21 protein-coding genes are annotated in these 19,726 nt (G+C 56.0%); 8 read left to right on the forward strand and 13 right to left on the reverse strand.

The window, feature by feature from the left end; all coding sequences use genetic code 11:
• The first annotated feature begins 34 nt into the window (after positions 1 to 34).
• Entirely contained in the window at positions 35 to 1,030 is a 996-nt protein-coding gene (locus EKN83_RS02170) for a bile acid:sodium symporter family protein (RefSeq protein WP_126800243.1), read from the forward strand.
• On the opposite strand, the gene EKN83_RS02175 is transcribed toward EKN83_RS02170, so the two are convergent.
• The 3 genes from EKN83_RS02175 to zipA all read right to left on the reverse strand — a co-directional run bounded on the left by EKN83_RS02175 (position 1,027) and on the right by zipA (position 4,312).
• The gene (locus EKN83_RS02175; protein WP_045286555.1) at positions 1,027 to 1,242 is read right to left on the reverse strand and encodes a DUF3820 family protein; all 216 of its coding nucleotides are present in this window, start codon (positions 1,240 to 1,242) and stop codon (positions 1,027 to 1,029) included. The two genes, EKN83_RS02170 and EKN83_RS02175, sit on opposite strands and share 4 nt — an antisense overlap.
• A 1-nt stretch (position 1,243) precedes the next feature.
• Positions 1,244 to 3,259 (reverse strand): NAD-dependent DNA ligase LigA, encoded by a 2,016-nt coding sequence (ligA, locus tag EKN83_RS02180; protein ID WP_126800244.1) that lies wholly within the window; start codon positions 3,257 to 3,259, stop codon positions 1,244 to 1,246.
• Between the two features lie 69 nt (positions 3,260 to 3,328).
• Complete coding sequence (zipA, locus tag EKN83_RS02185; protein WP_126800245.1) at positions 3,329 to 4,312, reverse strand: cell division protein ZipA; 984 nt, start codon at positions 4,310 to 4,312, stop codon at positions 3,329 to 3,331.
• A 230-nt stretch (positions 4,313 to 4,542) separates the two neighbouring features.
• Between zipA and cysZ the strand changes: the two genes are divergently transcribed.
• The 5 genes from cysZ to crr all read left to right on the forward strand — a co-directional run bounded on the left by cysZ (position 4,543) and on the right by crr (position 9,336).
• Entirely contained in the window at positions 4,543 to 5,304 is a 762-nt protein-coding gene (cysZ, locus tag EKN83_RS02190) for a sulfate transporter CysZ (RefSeq protein WP_025758773.1), read from the forward strand.
• A 163-nt stretch (positions 5,305 to 5,467) separates the two neighbouring features.
• Positions 5,468 to 6,439 carry a cysteine synthase A gene (gene cysK, locus EKN83_RS02195; protein WP_014884739.1) on the forward strand — a complete coding sequence of 324 codons (972 nt, stop codon included), beginning with the start codon at positions 5,468 to 5,470 and terminating at the stop codon, positions 6,437 to 6,439.
• 317 nt (positions 6,440 to 6,756) lie between these two features.
• On the forward strand, positions 6,757 to 7,014 hold the full coding sequence (gene ptsH, locus EKN83_RS02210) for a phosphocarrier protein Hpr (protein ID WP_000487600.1): 258 nt from the start codon (positions 6,757 to 6,759) through the stop codon (positions 7,012 to 7,014).
• 44 nt (positions 7,015 to 7,058) lie between these two features.
• Positions 7,059 to 8,786, forward strand: a complete 1,728-nt coding sequence (gene ptsI / locus EKN83_RS02215) for a phosphoenolpyruvate-protein phosphotransferase PtsI (protein WP_008501604.1) — start codon at positions 7,059 to 7,061, stop codon at positions 8,784 to 8,786.
• Positions 8,787 to 8,826: 40 nt separating this feature from the next.
• On the forward strand, positions 8,827 to 9,336 hold the full coding sequence (crr, locus tag EKN83_RS02220) for a PTS glucose transporter subunit IIA (RefSeq protein ID WP_003861316.1): 510 nt from the start codon (positions 8,827 to 8,829) through the stop codon (positions 9,334 to 9,336).
• A 44-nt stretch (positions 9,337 to 9,380) separates the two neighbouring features.
• Here crr and pdxK read toward each other — a convergent pair whose 3' ends face one another.
• From pdxK to EKN83_RS02270, 10 genes are all read right to left on the reverse strand, one after another.
• The gene (gene pdxK / locus EKN83_RS02225) at positions 9,381 to 10,217 is read right to left on the reverse strand and encodes a pyridoxine/pyridoxal/pyridoxamine kinase (protein WP_095449844.1); all 837 of its coding nucleotides are present in this window, start codon (positions 10,215 to 10,217) and stop codon (positions 9,381 to 9,383) included.
• Positions 10,218 to 10,222: 5 nt separating this feature from the next.
• Positions 10,223 to 11,134: a cysteine synthase CysM gene (gene cysM, locus EKN83_RS02230; protein WP_126800246.1), complete on the reverse strand. Its 912-nt coding sequence runs from the start codon at positions 11,132 to 11,134 to the stop codon at positions 10,223 to 10,225.
• Between the two features lie 118 nt (positions 11,135 to 11,252).
• The gene (cysA, locus tag EKN83_RS02235) at positions 11,253 to 12,347 is read right to left on the reverse strand and encodes a sulfate/thiosulfate ABC transporter ATP-binding protein CysA (protein ID WP_023615695.1); all 1,095 of its coding nucleotides are present in this window, start codon (positions 12,345 to 12,347) and stop codon (positions 11,253 to 11,255) included.
• The gene (gene cysW, locus EKN83_RS02240; protein ID WP_025758780.1) at positions 12,337 to 13,212 is read right to left on the reverse strand and encodes a sulfate/thiosulfate ABC transporter permease CysW; all 876 of its coding nucleotides are present in this window, start codon (positions 13,210 to 13,212) and stop codon (positions 12,337 to 12,339) included. Before cysW ends, cysA begins: the two co-directional genes overlap by 11 nt.
• Positions 13,212 to 14,045: a sulfate/thiosulfate ABC transporter permease CysT gene (gene cysT / locus EKN83_RS02245; protein WP_025758782.1), complete on the reverse strand. Its 834-nt coding sequence runs from the start codon at positions 14,043 to 14,045 to the stop codon at positions 13,212 to 13,214. Before cysT ends, cysW begins: the two co-directional genes overlap by 1 nt.
• A complete protein-coding gene (locus tag EKN83_RS02250; protein WP_126800247.1) occupies positions 14,045 to 15,058 on the reverse strand; it encodes a sulfate ABC transporter substrate-binding protein in 1,014 nt (337 codons plus the stop codon). Before EKN83_RS02250 ends, cysT begins: the two co-directional genes overlap by 1 nt.
• A gap of 176 nt (positions 15,059 to 15,234) precedes the next feature.
• Entirely contained in the window at positions 15,235 to 16,134 is a 900-nt protein-coding gene (locus EKN83_RS02255) for a Dyp-type peroxidase (protein ID WP_045286559.1), read from the reverse strand.
• A gap of 92 nt (positions 16,135 to 16,226) precedes the next feature.
• A complete protein-coding gene (locus EKN83_RS02260; RefSeq protein ID WP_047959186.1) occupies positions 16,227 to 16,802 on the reverse strand; it encodes an RpoE-regulated lipoprotein in 576 nt (191 codons plus the stop codon).
• A gap of 62 nt (positions 16,803 to 16,864) precedes the next feature.
• Positions 16,865 to 17,314, reverse strand: coding sequence for a DUF2919 domain-containing protein (locus tag EKN83_RS02265; protein ID WP_126800248.1), 450 nt, complete (start codon positions 17,312 to 17,314; stop codon positions 16,865 to 16,867).
• Positions 17,301 to 17,726: a GNAT family acetyltransferase gene (locus tag EKN83_RS02270; protein ID WP_023308738.1), complete on the reverse strand. Its 426-nt coding sequence runs from the start codon at positions 17,724 to 17,726 to the stop codon at positions 17,301 to 17,303. Before EKN83_RS02270 ends, EKN83_RS02265 begins: the two co-directional genes overlap by 14 nt.
• 212 nt (positions 17,727 to 17,938) lie before the next feature.
• Between EKN83_RS02270 and amiA the strand changes: the two genes are divergently transcribed.
• Positions 17,939 to 18,814 carry an N-acetylmuramoyl-L-alanine amidase AmiA gene (gene amiA, locus EKN83_RS02275; protein WP_045286561.1) on the forward strand — a complete coding sequence of 292 codons (876 nt, stop codon included), beginning with the start codon at positions 17,939 to 17,941 and terminating at the stop codon, positions 18,812 to 18,814.
• Entirely contained in the window at positions 18,814 to 19,713 is a 900-nt protein-coding gene (gene hemF / locus EKN83_RS02280) for an oxygen-dependent coproporphyrinogen oxidase (protein WP_126800249.1), read from the forward strand. Before amiA ends, hemF begins: the two co-directional genes overlap by 1 nt.
• The last annotated feature ends 13 nt before the right edge of the window (positions 19,714 to 19,726 follow it).

Here is a 19,726-nt window from a genome sequence, read left to right on the forward strand (position 1 = left end):
AGCACAATAGCGACATCTGTTTTCAGGAGTCATTATGAAACTATTTCGTATTGTTGATCCGTTTACGCTTACCCTGGTCGTTACCGTTCTACTGGCCTCTTTCTTTCCCGCTCGCGGGGGATTCGTCCCGTTCTTTGAAGGGCTAACCACGGCCGCCATCGCCCTGCTGTTCTTTATGCACGGGGCGAAACTCTCCCGCGAAGCCATTATCGCCGGCGGTAGCCACTGGCGACTGCATCTGTGGGTGATGTGCAGCACCTTTATTCTTTTCCCGATCCTCGGCGTGCTGTTTGCCTGGTGGGCGCCGGTTAATGTCGACCCTGCGCTCTACACCGGTTTCCTGTATCTGTGTATTTTGCCGGCCACCGTGCAGTCCGCCATTGCGTTTACCTCTCTGGCGGGAGGGAACGTAGCGGCCGCCGTCTGCTCGGCATCGGCATCCAGTCTGCTGGGGATTTTCGTCTCCCCGCTGCTGGTCGGGCTGCTGATGAACATGCACGGCGCGGAAGGTAACCTTGAGCAGGTGGGCAAAATCTGTCTGCAACTGCTGCTGCCGTTTGTGCTGGGCCATCTCTCCCGACCGTGGACCGGCGAGTTTGTGGCAAAGCACAAGAAATGGATTTCAAAAACCGACCAGTCGTCGATTCTGCTGGTGGTCTATTCCGCCTTCAGTGAAGCGGTCGTGAACGGAATCTGGCACAAGGTGGGCGCAGGCTCGCTGCTGTTTATCGTGGTGGTCAGCCTCATCCTGCTGGCGATTGTGATTGCCGTGAACGTCTTTGTGGCACGCAAGTGCGGATTCAACAAAGCGGATGAGATCACCATTGTCTTCTGCGGTTCGAAGAAGAGCCTGGCAAACGGTATCCCGATGGCCAACATTTTGTTCCCGACCTCGGTGATTGGGATGATGGTGCTACCGCTGATGATTTTCCATCAGATCCAGCTGATGGTCTGCGCGGTGCTGGCGCGTCGCTATAAGCGCCAGACGGAAAAACTGGCGCAGGAAGAGACCCGCGCCGCGAAGGCTTAAGGACGTTTCAGGGGCTGGACCAGTTGGGTCAGCCCCTCCGTTTTGATCAGTAACGTGATAGCCATCAGCTCGCCCAGTCGCCCGGCCGGAAATTCATCCTTGCGGGCAAACCACAGCAGATACTCCTCCGGCAGGTCAATCAGCCTGCGGCCCCTATATTTACCGAACGGCATCTCCGTATTGGCGATCTCGACGAGCTGCTCTTTCTCCACCTTACTCTCCTAACAGACGCATCATTTCCGCTTCGTCGATAACCTCAATCCCCAGCTCCTGGGCTTTCGCCAGCTTGGAACCGGCGGCTTCCCCAGCGATCACCAGGTCGGTTTTCTTCGACACGCTGCCCGCCACTTTAGCTCCCAGCGCGACCAGACGTGCTTTTGCATCATCACGGGATAGCTGGCTCAGGCTACCGGTCAGCACCACTGTTTTACCGGCGAACGGGCTGTCGATCTCTTCGGCATTGACAACGACCGGCGCAGGCCATTTGATGCCCTCTGCCAGCAGCTTGCCGATGACCTCGCGGTTGCTCTCTTCAGCAAAGAAGTTAAAGACATGCGTGGCGACGACGATGCCGACATCCGGAACTTTCTGCAGTTCGTCGATGCTCGCGTTTTCCAGCGCCTCCAGCGTACCAAAATACGCCGCCAGCCCTGCTGCCGTCGCTTCACCCACTTCACGAATGCCGAGCGCATAAAGGAAACGGGCGAAGGTGGTCTCTTTAGCCGCTTCCAGGGCGTTAACCACATTTTGGGCTGACTTTGGCCCCATGCGGTCAAGACCTGTCAGCTTGCCCGCGGTCAGTTTGAAGAGATCCGCGGGGGTATGGACATACTCTTTCTCAACCAGCTGGTCGATAATCTTGTCGCCCATGCCGTCGACGTCCATCGCCCGACGGGAAACAAAGTGCTTCAGTGACTCTTTACGCTGCGCGCCACAGATTAAACCGCCCGTGCAGCGCGCCACCGCTTCACCTTCCACACGCTCAACGTCAGAGCCACACACCGGGCAATGGGTCGGGAAGACAACCTCGCGCGTATCGTCAGGACGTTCTGACTCAACGACGTTAACCACCTGCGGGATCACATCGCCCGCGCGGCGGATCACCACTTTGTCACCGATACGCAGACCAAGGCGCTCGATCTCATCGGCATTATGCAGCGTGGCGTTACTCACCAGCACACCCGCAACCTGCACGGGCTCCAGACGCGCGACAGGGGTGATGGCGCCCGTCCGTCCTACCTGGAACTCCACGTCGCGCACAAAGGTCATCTGCTCCTGGGCCGGGAACTTAAACGCCACCGCCCAGCGCGGCGCACGCGCCACAAAGCCCAGCTGCTCCTGCAGCGCCAGCGAGTTTACCTTAATGACCACACCATCAATGTCGAAACCGAGTGTCGGACGGTCCTCTTCAACCTTGTGATAGAACGCAAGCACCGCCTCCGGTGAGTCGCAAAGCTGGACGCGGTTGCTTACCGGCAGCCCCCATGCCTTAAACTGCAGCAGACGGCCAAGATGCGTATCCGGCAGCTCGCCGCCTTCCAGAATACCGACACCGTAGCAGAAGAAAGTAAGCGGTCGCTTCGCGGTGATGCGCGGATCCAGCTGACGCAGAGAGCCTGCCGCCGCATTACGCGGGTTTGCAAACACCTTCCCACCGGTGCGGCGCGCTTCCTCGTTGATTTTCTCGAAGCCCGCCTGCGGGAGGAACACTTCGCCACGCACTTCCAGACGCGCTGGAATGTTGTCACCCTGCAGCTTCAGCGGGATCGCGCGAATGGTGCGCACGTTGGTGGTAATGTCTTCCCCCGTCGTACCATCCCCTCGGGTCGCGGCACGCACCAGTACGCCGTTTTCGTAGAGAAGGCTGACCGCCAGGCCATCCAGTTTCAGTTCACAGCACCAGGTCAGAGAGTCGCTGCTTTTCAGGCGATCCTGCACGCGCTTGTTAAACGCCAGAAAACTCTCTTCATCGAAGACGTTATCCAGCGACAGCATCGGTACTTCATGACGTACCTGGCTGAATGCCCCCAGCGGCTCGGCGCCAACGCGCTGGGTGGGGGAATCAGGGGTGATAAGTTCCGGGTGCTGCGCCTCTAATTCACGCAGCTCGCGCATCAGGCGGTCATACTCCGCATCCGGGACTTCCGGCGCGTCCATAACATGATAGAGATATTCATGATGGCGAAGCGTGGTTCGCAGTTCAGTGAGTTGTTGTTCGATTGAGTCCATATCACACCATCAATGAGAAAAAACCCCCGACATGCGGGGGTTGAGGAGGAGTTGAAGTAAACGCGACGATTACGCGTTGGCTTCCTTCACTTCGCGGATGCGGTCCTGATACTCGCGCAGTTTCTGCGGCGTCATCATGCGACGCTGGTCGTCGAGTACCACACCACCGACTTCGTCGGCGATATGCTGAGCGGACTGCAGCATCAGCTTAAAGTTTTGCAGTTCATCACCGTAGGACGGCACCTGCATAAAGATAGTGACGCCCGGGGTCACGAAATCACCAGTCATTTCCGGATCAAAAGTGCCAGGGTTGACCATATTGGCCAGGCTGAACAGCGCCGGGCCGCTACCGTCAGGACTCAGATGGCGATGGAAAATATTCATATCACCAAACTTGAAACCTGCCTGTTGAATACTGTTAAGCAGCACATCACCGTTGAGATGGCTGCCCTGATGTGCGGCCACGTTCATGATGATCACCGCTTCTTTACGCTGCGGTTTTTCAACAACCGGTTTAGGCTCTGCAACGGGCTCAGGTTCAACATGTGGGGCCGGGGCAGGCTGCGGCGCAGGCTGCACATGAACAGGCTGCTGCGGCTGTTGTACCGGCTGTGCAGGCTGTTGTTGCACGGGCTGCTGCACAGGCTGCTGTTGAACCTGCTGCGGTGCAGCAGGCTGCTGATGGACAGGCTGTTGCGGCGGCTGGCGCACCGGCTCTTCTACCGGCTGCGGCGCGTGCTGGCGCGGCTGAGCAGAAGCATACGGCGGTTGATACTGGTGCTGCGCTGGACGGGGGGCTTCATGCTCCCCATGAGCCGCGCCGGGCGCAGTATTGACCCGATGAACACGAACTTCACCCACGCCGTCGTCGTCGATGCCATCGATGTCATCTTCACTGTCATCGTCGTCACGACTGGACTTCATGCGCTTCAGTGGGCGATCGCGAAACATAGAGGAACGCTCTTTACGGCTGGTCCAGAAACCATGTACCAGTAAAGCGATTATGGCGATCGCGCCAACAATGATTAATATCAGACGCAAATCCTGCATCATTATATTCTCTGTTGTTCTAACACCTTGCCACCACGGCAAACATTTACTCACTAAGAGTATTTGCCGTTTACGTCAAGTGCAAGTGCGTGCAGAGCATTCGCAGCATAAAGATGAAGGAAATCGTGCTTTTTGCTGGTTTTTCGAACATTTCCGAACTGGTCATTGGTCCGTAAGTGGATAATATAGGCGGGCAATTCCACTGGTTGTGAAAAAAGGAGTACAGCCTGGTTATGGTTTCAACATCTTCTTCTCCCCCGCGCAGCGGTGTCTGGTATTTTTCTCAGGGCTGGAAACTGGTCTCCCTGCCGGGTATTCGACGCTTCGTCATTCTGCCACTGTTCATCAACATTATTCTGATGGGTGGCGCGTTCTGGTGGCTGTTCACAAAGCTGGAGAGCTGGATCCCGTCGCTGATGAGCCATGTGCCAGACTGGCTGCAGTGGCTTAACTACCTGCTCTGGCCGGTGGCGGTGATCTCCGTGCTGCTGGTGTTTGGGTACTTCTTCTCAACGATTGCGAACTGGATAGCCGCCCCGTTTAACGGCCTGCTGGCGGAACAGCTGGAAGCACGTCTGACCGGAGCGACGCCACCGGATACCGGCATACTGGGGATCATGAAAGATCTTCCACGTATCATGAAGCGCGAGTGGCAGAAATTTGTCTGGTACCTGCCCCGGGCGATTGTGCTGCTTATCCTCTATTTTGTGCCCGGCATTGGCCAGACGGTGGCGCCGGTGCTGTGGTTCCTCTTCAGCGCCTGGATGCTGGCTATTCAGTACTGCGATTACCCGTTCGATAACCATAAGGTGCCGTTTAAAGAGATGCGCACCGCCCTGCGCACCCGCAAGGTCGCCAATATGCAGTTCGGCGCCCTCACCAGCCTGTTCACGATGATCCCCTTCCTCAATTTGTTTATTATGCCGGTGGCGGTATGTGGCGCGACGGCGATGTGGGTGGACTGCTACCGTGCTAAGCACGCGTTATGGAAATAATGCAAAAATGTGTAAAGCAGGGGTGGCTTATGCCGCCCCTTATTCCATACTGATCCCCATTATTTCCTTGCAGTATATAGATATGCGAATTCCTTACTTCCCCCTACCTGCTCAACAGGTATGCTGGGTCGGTATCCCAATTTCATACAGTTAAGGACAGGCCATGAGTAAGATTTATGAAGACAACTCGCTGACTATCGGTCATACGCCCCTGGTTCGACTGAACCGTATCGGTAATGGACGCATTCTGGCGAAGGTCGAATCACGTAACCCGAGCTTCAGCGTAAAATGCCGTATCGGTGCAAACATGATTTGGGATGCTGAAAAACGTGGCGTACTGAAGCCTGGCGTTGAGCTGGTGGAACCGACCAGCGGCAACACCGGTATCGCACTGGCCTATGTGGCGGCGGCACGTGGCTATAAGCTGACGCTGACCATGCCTGAAACCATGAGCATTGAGCGCCGCAAGCTGCTCAAAGCGCTGGGCGCGAATCTGGTCCTGACCGAAGGCGCGAAAGGCATGAAAGGTGCCATTCAGAAAGCCGAAGAGATTGTGGCCAGCGATCCGGCGAAATACCTGCTGCTTCAGCAGTTCAGCAACCCGGCTAACCCGGAAATTCACGAAAAGACTACCGGTCCGGAAATCTGGGAAGATACGGACGGCCAGGTAGATGTCTTTATCTCCGGCGTGGGTACCGGCGGTACGCTGACCGGCGTGTCACGCTATATTAAAGGCACAAAAGGTAAAAAAGACCTGATCACCGTTGCGGTTGAACCCACAGACTCCCCGGTTATCACCCAGGCGCTGGCGGGCGAAGAGCTTAAACCAGGCCCGCACAAAATCCAGGGTATTGGCGCAGGTTTCATTCCGGGCAATCTGGATCTGAAGCTTATTGATAAAGTGGTGACCATCACTAACGAAGAAGCCATCTCTACTGCGCGTCGCCTGATGGATGAAGAAGGCATTCTGGCGGGTATCTCTTCCGGTGCGGCCGTTGCGGCAGCGCTCAAACTTCAGGAAGACGAAGCCTTTACCAACAAGAATATTGTGGTTATCCTTCCTTCTTCGGGTGAGCGTTACTTGAGCACCGCACTGTTTGCCGATCTCTTCACGGAAAAAGAGCTGCAACAGTAATGCCAGCATGTTAATAACGCGTAAAAAAGCACCTTTTCAGGTGCTTTTTTGTGGCCTGCTTCAAACTTTTACCCCTCCTGGCATTGCTTCACCCCGTAGGGTCTGGTATTTAAACCAGCAATTATTTTGATGCGTGAAATTAATCAGTGAACGAAATAGCCTTGCTGAATCGATTTTATGATTTGGTTCAAGTCTTGCTTTCGCTGCATAATGTTTAATGACGATCGAAACGTCAGCGCTAACAATACAGGCTAAAGTTCAGTCGCCAGGCTAGACTTTAGTTCCACAACACTAAACCTATAAGTTGGGGAAATACAATGTTCCAGCAAGAAGTTACCATTACCGCTCCGAACGGTCTGCACACCCGCCCTGCTGCTCAGTTTGTTAAAGAAGCGAAAGGCTTCACTTCTGAAATCACTGTGACTTCCAACGGCAAAAGCGCCAGCGCAAAAAGCCTGTTCAAACTGCAGACTCTGGGCCTGACTCAGGGCACCGTCGTCACCATCTCTGCGGAAGGTGAAGACGAGCAGAAAGCAGTTGAGCATCTGGTAAAACTGATGGCTGAGCTCGAGTAAGTTTCCGGGTTCTTTTAAATATCAGTCACAAGTAAGGTAGGGTTATGATTTCAGGCATTTTAGCATCCCCGGGTATCGCTTTCGGCAAAGCACTGCTGCTGAAAGAAGACGAGATCGTCATCGACCGGAAAAAAATTTCTGCCGACAAGGTTGATCAGGAAGTTGAACGTTTTCTGAGCGGTCGTGCCAAGGCATCTGCGCAACTGGAAGCAATCAAAACTAAAGCTGGCGAAACTTTCGGTGAAGAAAAAGAAGCCATCTTCGAAGGGCACATCATGCTGCTCGAAGATGAGGAGCTGGAGCAGGAAATCATAGCCCTGATTAAAGATAAAGGCATGACGGCCGACGCGGCTGCCCATGAAGTTATCGAAGGTCAGGCAACTGCCCTGGAAGAACTGGATGATGAATACCTGAAAGAGCGTGCGGCTGACGTACGTGACATCGGTAAGCGCCTGCTGCGCAACATCCTGGGCCTGGCCATTATCGACCTGAGCGCGATTCAGGATGAAGTGATCCTGGTTGCCGCTGACCTCACCCCGTCTGAAACCGCACAGCTGAACCTGAAAAAGGTCCTCGGTTTCATCACCGATGCGGGCGGCCGTACCTCCCACACTTCTATCATGGCGCGTTCTCTGGAACTGCCTGCCATCGTGGGCACCGGCAGTGTCACCTCTCAGGTGAAAAACGGTGACTATCTGATTCTGGATGCCGTAAACAATCTGGTTTACGTCAACCCAACTAACGAAGAGATCGAGAAACTGCGCGCAGTTCAGGAGCAGGTTGCGACTGAAAAAGCGGAACTCGCTAAGCTGAAAGACCTGCCAGCCATTACCCTGGACGGCCATCAGGTAGAAGTGTGCGCAAACATCGGTACCGTCCGCGACGTTGATGGCGCTGAGCGTAACGGTGCGGAAGGCGTAGGTCTCTATCGTACTGAATTCCTGTTCATGGACCGTGACGCCCTGCCGACTGAAGAAGAGCAGTTCGCAGCGTACAAAGCAGTGGCTGAAGCCTGTGGCTCTCAGGCCGTTATCGTCCGTACCATGGACATCGGTGGCGACAAAGAGCTGCCGTACATGAACTTCCCGAAAGAAGAGAACCCGTTCCTGGGCTGGCGTGCAGTGCGTATCGCCATGGATCGTAAAGAGATCCTGCGCGATCAGGTTCGTGCGATCCTGCGTGCCTCCGCTTTCGGTAAGCTGCGCATTATGTTCCCGATGATCATCTCTGTTGAAGAAGTGCGTGCACTGAAGAAAGAGATCGAAATCTACAAACAGGAACTGCGTGACGAAGGTAAAGCGTTTGACGAGTCAATTGAGATCGGCGTGATGGTGGAAACACCAGCGGCGGCAACGATTGCGCGTCATTTAGCCAAAGAAGTTGATTTCTTTAGTATCGGCACCAATGATTTAACGCAGTACACCCTGGCAGTTGACCGTGGTAATGATATGATTTCACATCTCTACCAGCCAATGTCACCGTCCGTACTGAACTTGATCAAGCAAGTTATTGATGCTTCTCATGCAGAAGGTAAATGGACTGGCATGTGTGGTGAGCTTGCAGGCGACGAACGTGCTACACTTCTGTTGCTGGGTATGGGTCTGGACGAATTCTCTATGAGCGCCATTTCCATCCCGCGCATTAAGAAGATTATCCGTAACACGAACTTCGAAGATGCGAAGGTGTTAGCAGAGCAGGCTCTTGCTCAACCGACAACGGACGAGTTAATGACGCTGGTTAACAAGTTCATTGAAGAAAAAACAATCTGCTAATCCACGAGATGCGGCCCAAATTACTGCTTAGGAGAAGATCATGGGTTTGTTCGATAAACTGAAATCTCTGGTTTCTGATGATAAGAAAGACTCCGGAACTATTGAGATTGTTGCTCCGCTCTCCGGCGAGATCGTCAACATCGAAGACGTGCCGGATGTAGTGTTTGCTGAGAAAATCGTTGGTGATGGCATTGCTATCAAACCAACTGGCAACAAAATGGTTGCTCCAGTTGACGGCACCATCGGTAAAATTTTTGAAACCAACCATGCGTTCTCTATCGAATCTGATAGCGGTATCGAACTGTTCGTTCACTTCGGTATCGACACCGTTGAACTGAAAGGCGAAGGCTTCAAACGTATCGCGGAAGAAGGCCAGCGTGTGAAAGTTGGCGACCCGGTCATTGAATTCGATCTGCCACTGCTGGAAGAAAAAGCCAAGTCTACCCTGACGCCGGTTGTTATCTCCAACATGGACGAAATCAAAGAACTGATCAAACTGTCTGGCAGCGTCACCGTGGGTGAAACCCCGGTTATCCGCATCAAGAAGTAATTCTTGCCGCACAGTAAAATGGCGCCTTCGGGCGCCATTTTTGTTTATGCGGGGAGGATTAGCTCGTCATACCCTTTCGACTGCGTATACAGCATCACGTCAGTCACCCGATCGCCGGCCATACGGATGGCATCGGCAACGGTTTTCCCCTCAACAATGCCGCTCACCAGTTCCGAGCAGAACAGATCGCCCGTTCCTTTCAGATCGGTTTCCACGCGCGGATGCGCGCTGACGGTAACCCCCTCACGCGTGACCAGCACCACGTGGATGTTTTGCGGATCGTCAGCCACCGGCGCGCTGGTGATGGCCACCCATTTCAGGGTATCGGAGAGCAATCCCTGCGCTGCTGCAATCGCGCTTTCCGGCGTACGACACGGTTTGCCGCTTAAGACTTCCAGTTCGTAGACGTTTGGCGTAATCCCCTGCGCCAGCGGCAGCAGGTGCTCCCTATACGCTTCGGGAATATCGGGCTTCACGTACATCCCGCTGTCGATATCGCCGATAACCGGGTCGACCAGCACCAGCAGGTCTGGATGCTGCGCTTTAACCGCCTTCAGCCACTGCGCCAGCAGGACAATCTGGCTGGCGCTGCCCATATAGCCGGTTGTGACCGCTTTAAGCTCGCGCAGGATCTCGCGCTCTTCCAGCGCCTTCAGATAGCCGCTGAACCACTCATCGGGGATTACCCCGCCGTAAAAGGTGTCATAGTGCGGTGTGTTGCTAAACAGCACCGTCGGTACGGCGGTGACGTTCAGCCTGTGGGTACGAATATTCGGTACCGCGATACTGTTCCCGACGCTGCCGTAAACCACCTGCGACTGCACCGCGACAATGTCGGTTTGCTGCGCCCGGGTGTTATCCCGGAATAGAATCATCTCCATGACGCTTAAATCCCCGCCCCCTGCGAATAACTCTCTTCACCAAAGACGCCGGTAGACAGATAGCGATCGCCGCGGTCGCAGATAATCGCCACCACAACGGCACCGGGATTCTCCTGCGCTACCCGAATCGCGCCTGCCACCGCGCCACCCGAACTAACCCCGCAAAAGATGCCTTCACGCACGGCCAGTTCACGCATGGTATTCTCCGCCTCGCGCTGATGAATATCCAGCACCTGATCCACCAGCTGCGCATTAAAAATGCCCGGCATATATTCCGCAGGCCAACGGCGAATACCCGGAATGCTGCTCCCCTCTTCCGGCTGCAGCCCAACGATGGTGACGGCTTTCGTCTGCTCGCGCAGAAAACGCGACACGCCGGTAATGGTGCCGGTGGTACCCATGCTGGAGACAAAATGGGTGATCCGTCCGTCGGTCTGCTGCCAGATCTCCGGGCCGGTGGTGGTGTAGTGGGCGTAAGGGTTGTCCGGGTTGTTGAACTGATCGAGCAGTTTACCCTCGCCGCGCTCGGCCATGGCTAATGCTAAATCGCGCGCGCCTTCCATTCCCTGCTCTTTGGTCACCAGAATCAGTTCGGCCCCGTACGCACGCATCGCGGCGCGGCGCTCCTGGCTCATGTTGTCCGGCATCAGCAGCTTCATACGGTAGCCTTTCAGCGCCGCAATCATCGCCAGAGCGATACCGGTGTTGCCGCTGGTGGCTTCGATCAGCACATCGCCGGGTTTGATTTCACCGCGCTTTTCGGCCTGGACAATCATCGACAGCGCCGCACGATCTTTTACCGACCCGGCCGGGTTATTGCCTTCAAGTTTGACCCAGATTTCGCTGCCGTTAGCCGGCCCCATGCGCTGAAGTTTGACCAGAGGGGTATTGCCGATGGTGTGTTCGAGTGTATTCACGATTTTTACTCAATAAAAAAGCCGGGTGGCGCGCAGCGATCCCGGCCTACAAGACGCAGTTTTAGCTGTAGGCCCGGTCAGCGCAGCGCCACCGGGCGATAAACATCCTAATAACCTATCAGGCTGACTCCGCCAGAGCAATATCCTCGCGCGTCTCGATGCGCTCATTTCCGTGATAAATACGGGCATGCTGCAGACCGACAAACAGGCGCTCTCCGCGGTGCGGCGGGACATCGTCGCGCATCACGACGGTCAGCGGCTCGGTATACCAGCCCAGCGGTTGTACCACCAGTTGGGTGTAATGTCCTTTAGGGCTCGCTTCCAGCACCTGCACCGGCAGCGGTGAATCCAGGCTGGTTCGGCGGCTTACGTCCACTTCCCACGGACGCAGGAACAGATCGACCGGGCCCTGGTGCGCGGAGGTATAGCCCAGCGGCCAGCGGTGCGCCCCGACATGGAATTGACCGCCGCGAATGGTGCCCTGCAGACGGTTGACCTCGCCCATAAATTCCAGCACGAAACGGGTCGCCGGTTCACGCCACAGCTGTTCTGGCTCGTCAACCTGTTCAATGTTGCCCTGGCTCATGACCACCACGCGATCCGCGACTTCCATCGCCTCTTCCTGATCGTGGGTCACGAACACGCTGGTAAACTTCAGTTCTTCATGGAGCTGACGCAGCCAGCGGCGCAGCTCTTTACGCACCTGCGCATCCAGCGCGCCGAAGGGTTCATCCAGCAGCAGAATTTGCGGTTCAACGGCTAACGCACGCGCCAGCGCCACGCGCTGTTTCTGCCCGCCGGACAGTTGCGCCGGGAAACGGTCCGCCAGGTGAGCCAGCTGTACCATCTCGAGCAATTTAGTCACTTTCGCCTTAATGGTTGCCGCATCCGGGCGCTCGCGACGCGGCAGCACGGTCAGGCCAAAGGCGATGTTGTCAAACACGGTCATGTGGCGGAACAGCGCGTAGTGCTGGAACACAAAACCGACCTTACGGTCGCGGGCATGCAGACGGCTCACGTCGGTGCCGTGGAAGCGGATATGTCCGCTGGTCTGATGCTCAAGCCCGGCGATAATGCGCAGCAGCGTGGTTTTACCCGAGCCAGACGGCCCCAGCAGCGCCACCATTTGTCCGGAAGGGATATCCAGCGAGATATCATTCAGCACCTGGGTGCGACCAAAAGACTTCTTAATATTGGCAATCTCAATGCTCATGATTTCCCTCCTGATGCTGACGTTTTTCCTGATTTTCTAAACGCCACTGCACCACACTCTTCAAAAACAGGGTCAAAATGGCCATCAGCGTCAGCAACGCTGCGGCAGTAAAGGCGCCGATGGTGTTGTAGTCCTGCTGCAGCAACTCAATCTGCAGCGGCAGCGACAGGGTTTCACCGCGAATGGAGCCGGAGACGACGGAAACGGCACCGAACTCGCCAATTGCGCGGGCGTTGGTCAACACCACGCCGTAAAGCAGCGCCCAGCGGATATTCGGCAGCGTCACGCGGCGGAACATCTGCCAGCCTGACGCGCCCAGCAGCACCGCCGCTTCATCTTCGTTGCTCCCCTGGCTTAACATCACCGGTACCAGCTCACGCACCACAAATGGACAGGTGACGAAGATGGTGACCAGCACCATGCCTGGCCAGGCAAACATGATCTGCAGGTTATGCGCATCCAGCCAGCCGCCCAGCGGACCGTTGGAGCCGTAAAAGAGCAGATACACCAGACCCGCCACCACCGGCGAGACGGCAAAAGGAATATCCAGCAGGGTGAGCAGCAGCTGACGTCCCGGGAAGTTAAAGCGCGTCACCAGCCACGCCAGCAGAGTACCGAACACCAGGTTCACCGGCACGGTGATCAATGCAATCAGCACGGTCAGCCAGATGGCATGGAGCATATCCGGGTTCGCCAGGTTTTCCAGCGCGGGCATCAGTCCCTTACTGAACGCCTGAACGAAGATATAAATCGTCGGCACGACGAGAATGAGGGCGGACACCAGCACGCCCGCCCCAATCAGAAACCATTTCCCCCAGTTAATGCGGGGCACATCGTATCGCTTCAATTGCGTAACTTCCGCCATCAGTGACCTACCACACGTCGACCAAAGCGACTTTGCAGAGTGTTAATCGAGTACAGCAGCAGCAGCGAGGCCGCCAGGATCACCGAAGCAATCGCACTCGCCGCCGGATAATCAAACTCCTGCAGACGGATGAAAATCATCAGCGAGGTCACTTCCGTTTTCCAGGCGATGTTCCCGGCGATAAAAATCACTGCGCCGAACTCACCGAGGCTGCGGGTAAACGACAGCGCAATACCCGCCATCAGCGCCGGGGAGAGCTCCGGCAGAACCACCTTGCGGAAACTCTGCCAGCGCGTGGCGCCGAGCGTTTCCGCCGCTTCTTCATATTCCGGCCCCAACTCTTCCAGCACCGGCTGCACGGTTCGCACCACAAACGGAATACTGGTAAAGGCCATCGCTACTGCGATACCGAGCCAGGTATAGGTCACCTTGATGTCAAACTTCGCCAGCCACTCACCGTACAACCCATTCACGGAGAAGAGCGACGCGAGGGTTAAGCCAGCAACCGCCGTTGGCAGCGCAAACGGCAGATCCATCAGTGCGTCAAGCAGCGTACGGCCCGGGAAGCGATAGCGGGTTAAGATCCACGCCATCAGCAGGCCAAACACGCCGTTAAAAATGGAGGCGACAAACGCTGACAACAGCGTCACCTTATAGGCCGCCACTACCTGCGGGTTGGTGACGACCTCCCAGTACTGCGCCCAGCTCATCTGAGCCAGCTGCATCACCAGCGCGCTGAGCGGCAACAACAGGATCAGGCAGACGAACAGCAGGCTGGTCCCGAGGCTTAAGGTAAAGCCCGGCAGCACGCGTTTAGTCGATACTGCAAACATTACTTACGCCCCGCCGCCAGCAATTTGTCTAACTCACCGCCGCTGGCAAAGTGCGTTTTCATTACATCAGGCCAGGAGCCGAAATGGTCTTCCACGCGGAACAGCGTGGTCTGCGGGAATTTATCTTTCAGTTTGTTCATCACGTCCGGGTTATTCACGCGGTAGTAGTAATCGGTAATGATGGTCTGCGCCTGCGGGCTGTACAGGTAGTTGAGATAGGCTTTTGCCGCTTTCTCGGTGCCGTTTGCCTGCACGTTTTTATCCACCCATGCTACCGGGAACTCGGCCAGGATGTTGGTTTTTGGGATAATCACCTCAAAGCCCTGCGCCTCATACTGTTTACGGATGTTGTTCACTTCCGATTCAAAGCTAATCAACACGTCGCCCAGACCGCGCTCTGCGAAAGTCGTGGTTGCGCCGCGTCCGCCGGTATCAAACACTTCGACGTTTTTCAGGAACTGGGTCATGAACTGCTCGGTTTTCACTTTGTCGTTACCGTCAGCCTTGTCCGCCGCGCCCCACGCCGCTAAATAGGTGTAACGCGCGTTACCGGAGGTTTTTGGGTTTGGGAAGATCAGCTTCACGTCAGAACGCACCAGGTCGCTCCAGTCGTGGATATTCTTTGGGTTGCCCTTGCGCACCAGGAAGCCCATGGTGGAGTAGAACGGCGAGCTGTTGTTCGGCAGACGGCTCTGCCAGTCCGCCGGGATCAGCTTGCCTTTGTCGTGCAGGATCTGCACATCAGTGACCTGGTTGTAGGTCACCACGTCCGCTTTCAGCCCCTGGAGGATCGCCAGCGCCTGCTTGGACGAACCGGCATGGGACTGCTTGATGGTCAGCTTATCGCCGTTATTGTCTTTTGCCCACTGCTGCTCAAACGGGGGATTAAGGGCGGCGAACAGCTCGCGGGAGACATCGTATGAACTGTTCAGCAGCTCAGTCGCCTGCGCCTGTGCCACCAGCAGTAAACCTGCCAGCGCCAGAGTTCCTTTTTTCAGTACAGTAACGGCCATTGCGCACCCTTATAAATGTGATGACTATCTTATAGTCATAATATTTATAACGGGGATGAAAGGAGTAACGGTTTTATATACCGTTTGGTGATTTACAAGCAGAAAAGGGAATAAGGGGGCGGGGAAAATTGCCGGGTGGCGCTAACGCTTACCCGGCCTACGTATGGAGAGCGGGTTTACAGCGCCAGCAGACGCTCCACGGACGGCGCGAAGTAATAGCCGCCGGTCACGGGTTTGGTGAAGCGCAGCATGGCGTCACGCTTGCCGTCGGTATCGCCGAACATGCTCAGCAACTGCTGCTCAATGTTATGTAGGCGCGCGCAGTAGGCGCAGAAGTAAAGGCCGTGCGTGCCGCTTGCTGTGCCGTACGGCAGGCTCTGGCGGACAATCTTCAGCCCTTTGCCGTCTTCCTTGAGGTCAACGCGGCTCAGGTGCGAGGTGACCGGACGCTCATCGCCGTCGATCTCTTCGTTGGCTTCTTTGGTACGGCCAATCATCATCTCCTGGTCATGCACGCTCATGCGGTTAAGCTGCTTGAGGTTGTGCTCCCAGCGCTGCACGAACACATAGCTACCGCCCGCGTCCACGCCGTCTTTGATCACCGCCACTTCACGACGCGTCTCTTCACCCGCCGGGTTTTCGGTTCCGTCGACAAAGCCGCTCAGATCGCGCTCTTCGACCCAACGGAAACCGTGCACTTCTTCCTGTACGTCGATGCTGTCGCCAAAGGCCGCTATCGCCGCCTGCGCAACGGAGAAGTTAACGTCATGACGCAGAGAGAGGATGTGGATCAGCACGTCGTACTGCGTTGCGGGCGCAAGGCCTTTGCCGTAGGGAATGAAGTCTTTCAGCTCTTCCGCCCCTTCGCCACCGCTCAGCTGACGCCAGACGTTATTGCCAAAGGCGACAACGGCGCCGAGGTGGGCTTCCGGGAACGTAGCCTGGAAGGTCGCCAGCTTATCAATGAACGCTTTACTGGCCGCACGCAGGGCATCCACGTCCCCTTTTACATTGGCTTCAATCCAAATCGCCGCGCGGCAATGTTCTGGCAAAATGCCACTCTGAACCTGAGACATCGCTCCTCCTGAAATAAAGATGCCACGTCAGCGTGGCATGGATGGCGGGTATTATACCCGGATTTCAGCGAGGCGGTTTGTTCCGGCGCAAATTACTGCTGCCAGATAATTTTGCTCACTTTCCAGTTCTTCAGCGTGTCGTCCGACGGCATCAATCCTTCCGGACCGCTCCAGGTGCCGGTAAAGACATAGCTGATGTGCTGGCTGCCTTGCGCCTTACAGGCCACCGCCACACCATCGTCAGAAGGGGCGCTGGCGCAGTTGCCAAAGGCCTGCTTATAGAGATCGCTAAACGGCGTTCCTATCTTCACGCCGCTGGCGGTCGGAATGGCCTCATCCAGCACCGTAACGCGGTTTACCGTGCCTTTGTCACCGTTGATCACCAGCGCCAGCGTGTCGCCCTTCAGCGCTTCGTAATAGCGAACAATGTTACCATTCTCGGTTTTCATGCCGCTGCGCAGGCGATAATCACTGCTCAGGGCGTCCTGAATAGCATCCTGATCCAGCGCCGTCGCGGCGGTAATGTTCCCCACGCCCTGCTCAGTCACTTCCGTTGATGAGCCAAACCAGTTCCACGGATACGCAGCGGACCAGTTAATGGAGGAGAGCGTAGAACAGCCCGTCAGGGCCAGCGGGAGAGCGCATAAAAGTAAACGCAGCGATTTCATTGAAAGTCCTTACGTGTTAAATCAACGCTTGTTGGAGTGCGACTTCTGCAAAAAGTGCCGTATTAATCATCCTGATGGGCGAAACAGGCGCGAAGACGCGGATTGGTCAGCAGCCACAGCAGTGCCACAATATCCGCCACCACCAGCGCAATGCCAATGCCCGTAAGCGGCTCACCGTACCACCAGAGTACCGGCTGCCAGAAGAGCAGCGCAATCTGAGCGAGGATCAGCAGCCAGCGCAGCGTCCGCCACAAGCGTGGGATCGTCTGGCGTCGGCCGCTGCACAAAAAAGCCACCACCGCCGGTACGCCCGGCAGTAAGCCGAGCCAGAACGCATCGTGATCGGGATAGAAGAGATTCAGCAGCGTATCGCCCTGCCCGCGCGACGCGGCGGCCATCACAAACAGCACCCAGGTACGGGCCTGAAGCAGCAGAACGCACCAGAATAAAAAGGGCAACCTGACGCGACCCTGCGCGTCATAATCTGCCGGATGGATCTCAGTACTCTTCATCTTCGATCAGACGCTTACCTAAACTCAGCACGTCAGAATGTTCATAGCCCAGACGCTCGTACATGCCCAGAACCACGTCGTTATCTTCCCGTACCATGATCTGGATTTTCGGACAGCCGCGGGCGATCAGCTTCTTCTCGAGACGATTGAGCAGCGCGTTGGCAATGCCGCGCCCCCGGTATTCCGGGTGAACGCCCAGATAATAGGCCGAGCCGCGATGGCCGTCATAACCGCCCATTACCGTGCCTACGACTTCGCCGTTGACTTCCGCAACCAGAAACAGACTGACGTCGTGATTCACCTTCCGCTCTATGTCCATTTCCGGATCGTTCCACGGACGCAGCAGATCGCAGCGCTCCCAAAGGGTGATCACCTCTTCGAAATCTTCCTGGCGAAAAACGCGTATCTCCATGGTATTAACCGCCTTTTCGGGTTTAAAAACAGTGATTATGGCGTGAACTGTGCCTTTAGCCAATAACCGGGGAAAATCTCGCCAAAATTTGGCATAATGTCACTTTGTCACGTATTGAAATGAAAAGTAAAACAATTCTCAATAAGGACTGTCGTAACGCTAAACGCGATACGATATAACACCAGGACCCCATTTTTTAGTATTCAGGCCGCATGAGCACATTCAAACCATTAAAAGCACTCACATCGCGTCGTCAGGTTCTCAAAGCGGGGCTGGCGGCCTTAACGTTAACGGGCATCGCAAAGCAGGCTCAGGCAAAAGACGAGAGCACGCTCAAAACCAGTAACGGGCACAGCAAACCCAAAACCAAAAAACCCGGTGCGAAGCGTCTGGTGATGCTTGACCCGGGCCACGGCGGAATTGATACCGGCGCCATCGGCAAAAACGGTTCGAAAGAAAAACACGTCGTGCTGGCGATTGCAAAAAATGTGCGCGCAATTTTACGCAGTAACGGCATTGACGCCCGTCTGACGCGCTCTGGCGACACCTTTATTCCGCTGTATGACCGGGTGGAGATCGCCCACCAGCACGGCGCGGATCTGTTTATGTCGATTCACGCCGACGGCTTTACCAACCCTTCAGCGGCGGGCGCCTCGGTGTTTGCGCTGTCCAACCGTGGCGCCAGTAGCGCCATGGCGAAATACCTCTCCGACCGTGAAAACCGGGCGGATGAAGTCGCCGGGAAAAAAGCCACCGACAAAGACCATCTGTTACAGCAGGTGCTGTTCGACCTGGTGCAGACGGATACCATCAAAAACAGCCTGACGCTCGGCTCGCACATCCTGAAGAAAATTAAGCCGGTGCATCGTCTGCACAGTAAAAGCACCGAACAGGCGGCATTTGTGGTGCTGAAATCACCGTCTATCCCGTCCGTACTGGTGGAAACCTCGTTTATCACCAACCCGGATGAAGAGCGTCTTCTCGGCACCACGGCGTTTCGCCAGAAGATCGCCAACGCCATCGCCTCCGGCATTATCAGTTACTTCAACTGGTTCGATAACCAAAAAGCGCACTCCAGGAAACGTTGATGAAACCCAATGCTCAACTGGTTAAAACCTTCCTGCTGCAGCTGCAGGATGAGATTTGCCGCAAACTGGCCGCCGCGGACGGCGGTGAATTCCAGGAAGATAACTGGCAGCGTGAAGCCGGCGGCGGCGGGCGCAGCCGGGTGCTGCGCAATGGCGGTATCTTTGAACAGGCGGGCGTGAATTTCTCCCACGTCCACGGAGACGCCATGCCCGCGTCTGCGACCGCGCATCGTCCTGAACTTGCGGGCCGCAGTTTTGAAGCGATGGGCGTCTCGCTGGTGGTGCATCCACACAACCCGTTTGTGCCGACCAGCCACGCCAACGTCCGCTTTTTCATTGCGGAAAAACCGGGGGCCGATCCGGTCTGGTGGTTTGGCGGCGGTTTCGACCTTACGCCCTACTACGGTTTTGAAGAGGATGCCGTGCACTGGCACACCACCGCGCGGAACCTCTGCCTGCCGTTTGGCGAAGACATCTACCCGAAGTTTAAAAAATGGTGCGACGACTACTTCTACCTGAAGCATCGCGACGAGCAGCGCGGCATTGGCGGGCTGTTCTTTGACGATCTGAACACGCCTGATTTTGATACCGCGTTCCGCTTTATGCGCGCGGTGGGCGAAGGGTATACCGACGCTTATCTGCCCATCGTCGAACGCCGTAAAGACACTCACTACAGCGTGCGCGAGCGCGAATTCCAGCTTTATCGTCGCGGGCGCTACGTGGAGTTTAATCTGGTGTGGGATCGCGGGACGCTGTTTGGCCTGCAGACCGGCGGGCGCACGGAATCGATTTTGATGTCGATGCCGCCGCTGGTGCGCTGGGAGTACTGTTACGAGCCAAAAGAAGGCAGCCCGGAGGCTGCCTTAAAAGAGTTTATTCAGGTGCGGGATTGGGTGTAACTCCCCTCACCCC

The organism is Enterobacter sp. WCHEn090032, from assembly GCF_003986875.1.
Lineage (GTDB): Bacteria > Pseudomonadota > Gammaproteobacteria > Enterobacterales > Enterobacteriaceae > Enterobacter > Enterobacter sichuanensis.

What these genes read in the sequence shown, in the direction of transcription:
- EKN83_RS02170 (WP_126800243.1), top strand. Translation starts at nt 35, where the DNA reads ATGAAACTATTTCGTATTGTTGATCCGTTTACGCTTACCCTGGTCGTT.
- ligA (WP_126800244.1), bottom strand. Translation starts at nt 3,259, where the DNA reads ATGGACTCAATCGAACAACAACTCACTGAACTGCGAACCACGCTTCGC.
- zipA (WP_126800245.1), bottom strand. Translation starts at nt 4,312, where the DNA reads ATGATGCAGGATTTGCGTCTGATATTAATCATTGTTGGCGCGATCGCC.
- cysZ (WP_025758773.1), top strand. Translation starts at nt 4,543, where the DNA reads ATGGTTTCAACATCTTCTTCTCCCCCGCGCAGCGGTGTCTGGTATTTT.
- cysK (WP_014884739.1), top strand. Translation starts at nt 5,468, where the DNA reads ATGAGTAAGATTTATGAAGACAACTCGCTGACTATCGGTCATACGCCC.
- ptsH (WP_000487600.1), top strand. Translation starts at nt 6,757, where the DNA reads ATGTTCCAGCAAGAAGTTACCATTACCGCTCCGAACGGTCTGCACACC.
- ptsI (WP_008501604.1), top strand. Translation starts at nt 7,059, where the DNA reads ATGATTTCAGGCATTTTAGCATCCCCGGGTATCGCTTTCGGCAAAGCA.
- crr (WP_003861316.1), top strand. Translation starts at nt 8,827, where the DNA reads ATGGGTTTGTTCGATAAACTGAAATCTCTGGTTTCTGATGATAAGAAA.
- pdxK (WP_095449844.1), bottom strand. Translation starts at nt 10,217, where the DNA reads ATGGAGATGATTCTATTCCGGGATAACACCCGGGCGCAGCAAACCGAC.
- cysA (WP_023615695.1), bottom strand. Translation starts at nt 12,347, where the DNA reads ATGAGCATTGAGATTGCCAATATTAAGAAGTCTTTTGGTCGCACCCAG.
- cysW (WP_025758780.1), bottom strand. Translation starts at nt 13,212, where the DNA reads ATGGCGGAAGTTACGCAATTGAAGCGATACGATGTGCCCCGCATTAAC.
- cysT (WP_025758782.1), bottom strand. Translation starts at nt 14,045, where the DNA reads ATGTTTGCAGTATCGACTAAACGCGTGCTGCCGGGCTTTACCTTAAGC.
- EKN83_RS02250 (WP_126800247.1), bottom strand. Translation starts at nt 15,058, where the DNA reads ATGGCCGTTACTGTACTGAAAAAAGGAACTCTGGCGCTGGCAGGTTTA.
- EKN83_RS02255 (WP_045286559.1), bottom strand. Translation starts at nt 16,134, where the DNA reads ATGTCTCAGGTTCAGAGTGGCATTTTGCCAGAACATTGCCGCGCGGCG.
- EKN83_RS02260 (WP_047959186.1), bottom strand. Translation starts at nt 16,802, where the DNA reads ATGAAATCGCTGCGTTTACTTTTATGCGCTCTCCCGCTGGCCCTGACG.
- EKN83_RS02265 (WP_126800248.1), bottom strand. Translation starts at nt 17,314, where the DNA reads ATGAAGAGTACTGAGATCCATCCGGCAGATTATGACGCGCAGGGTCGC.
- EKN83_RS02270 (WP_023308738.1), bottom strand. Translation starts at nt 17,726, where the DNA reads ATGGAGATACGCGTTTTTCGCCAGGAAGATTTCGAAGAGGTGATCACC.
- amiA (WP_045286561.1), top strand. Translation starts at nt 17,939, where the DNA reads ATGAGCACATTCAAACCATTAAAAGCACTCACATCGCGTCGTCAGGTT.
- hemF (WP_126800249.1), top strand. Translation starts at nt 18,814, where the DNA reads ATGAAACCCAATGCTCAACTGGTTAAAACCTTCCTGCTGCAGCTGCAG.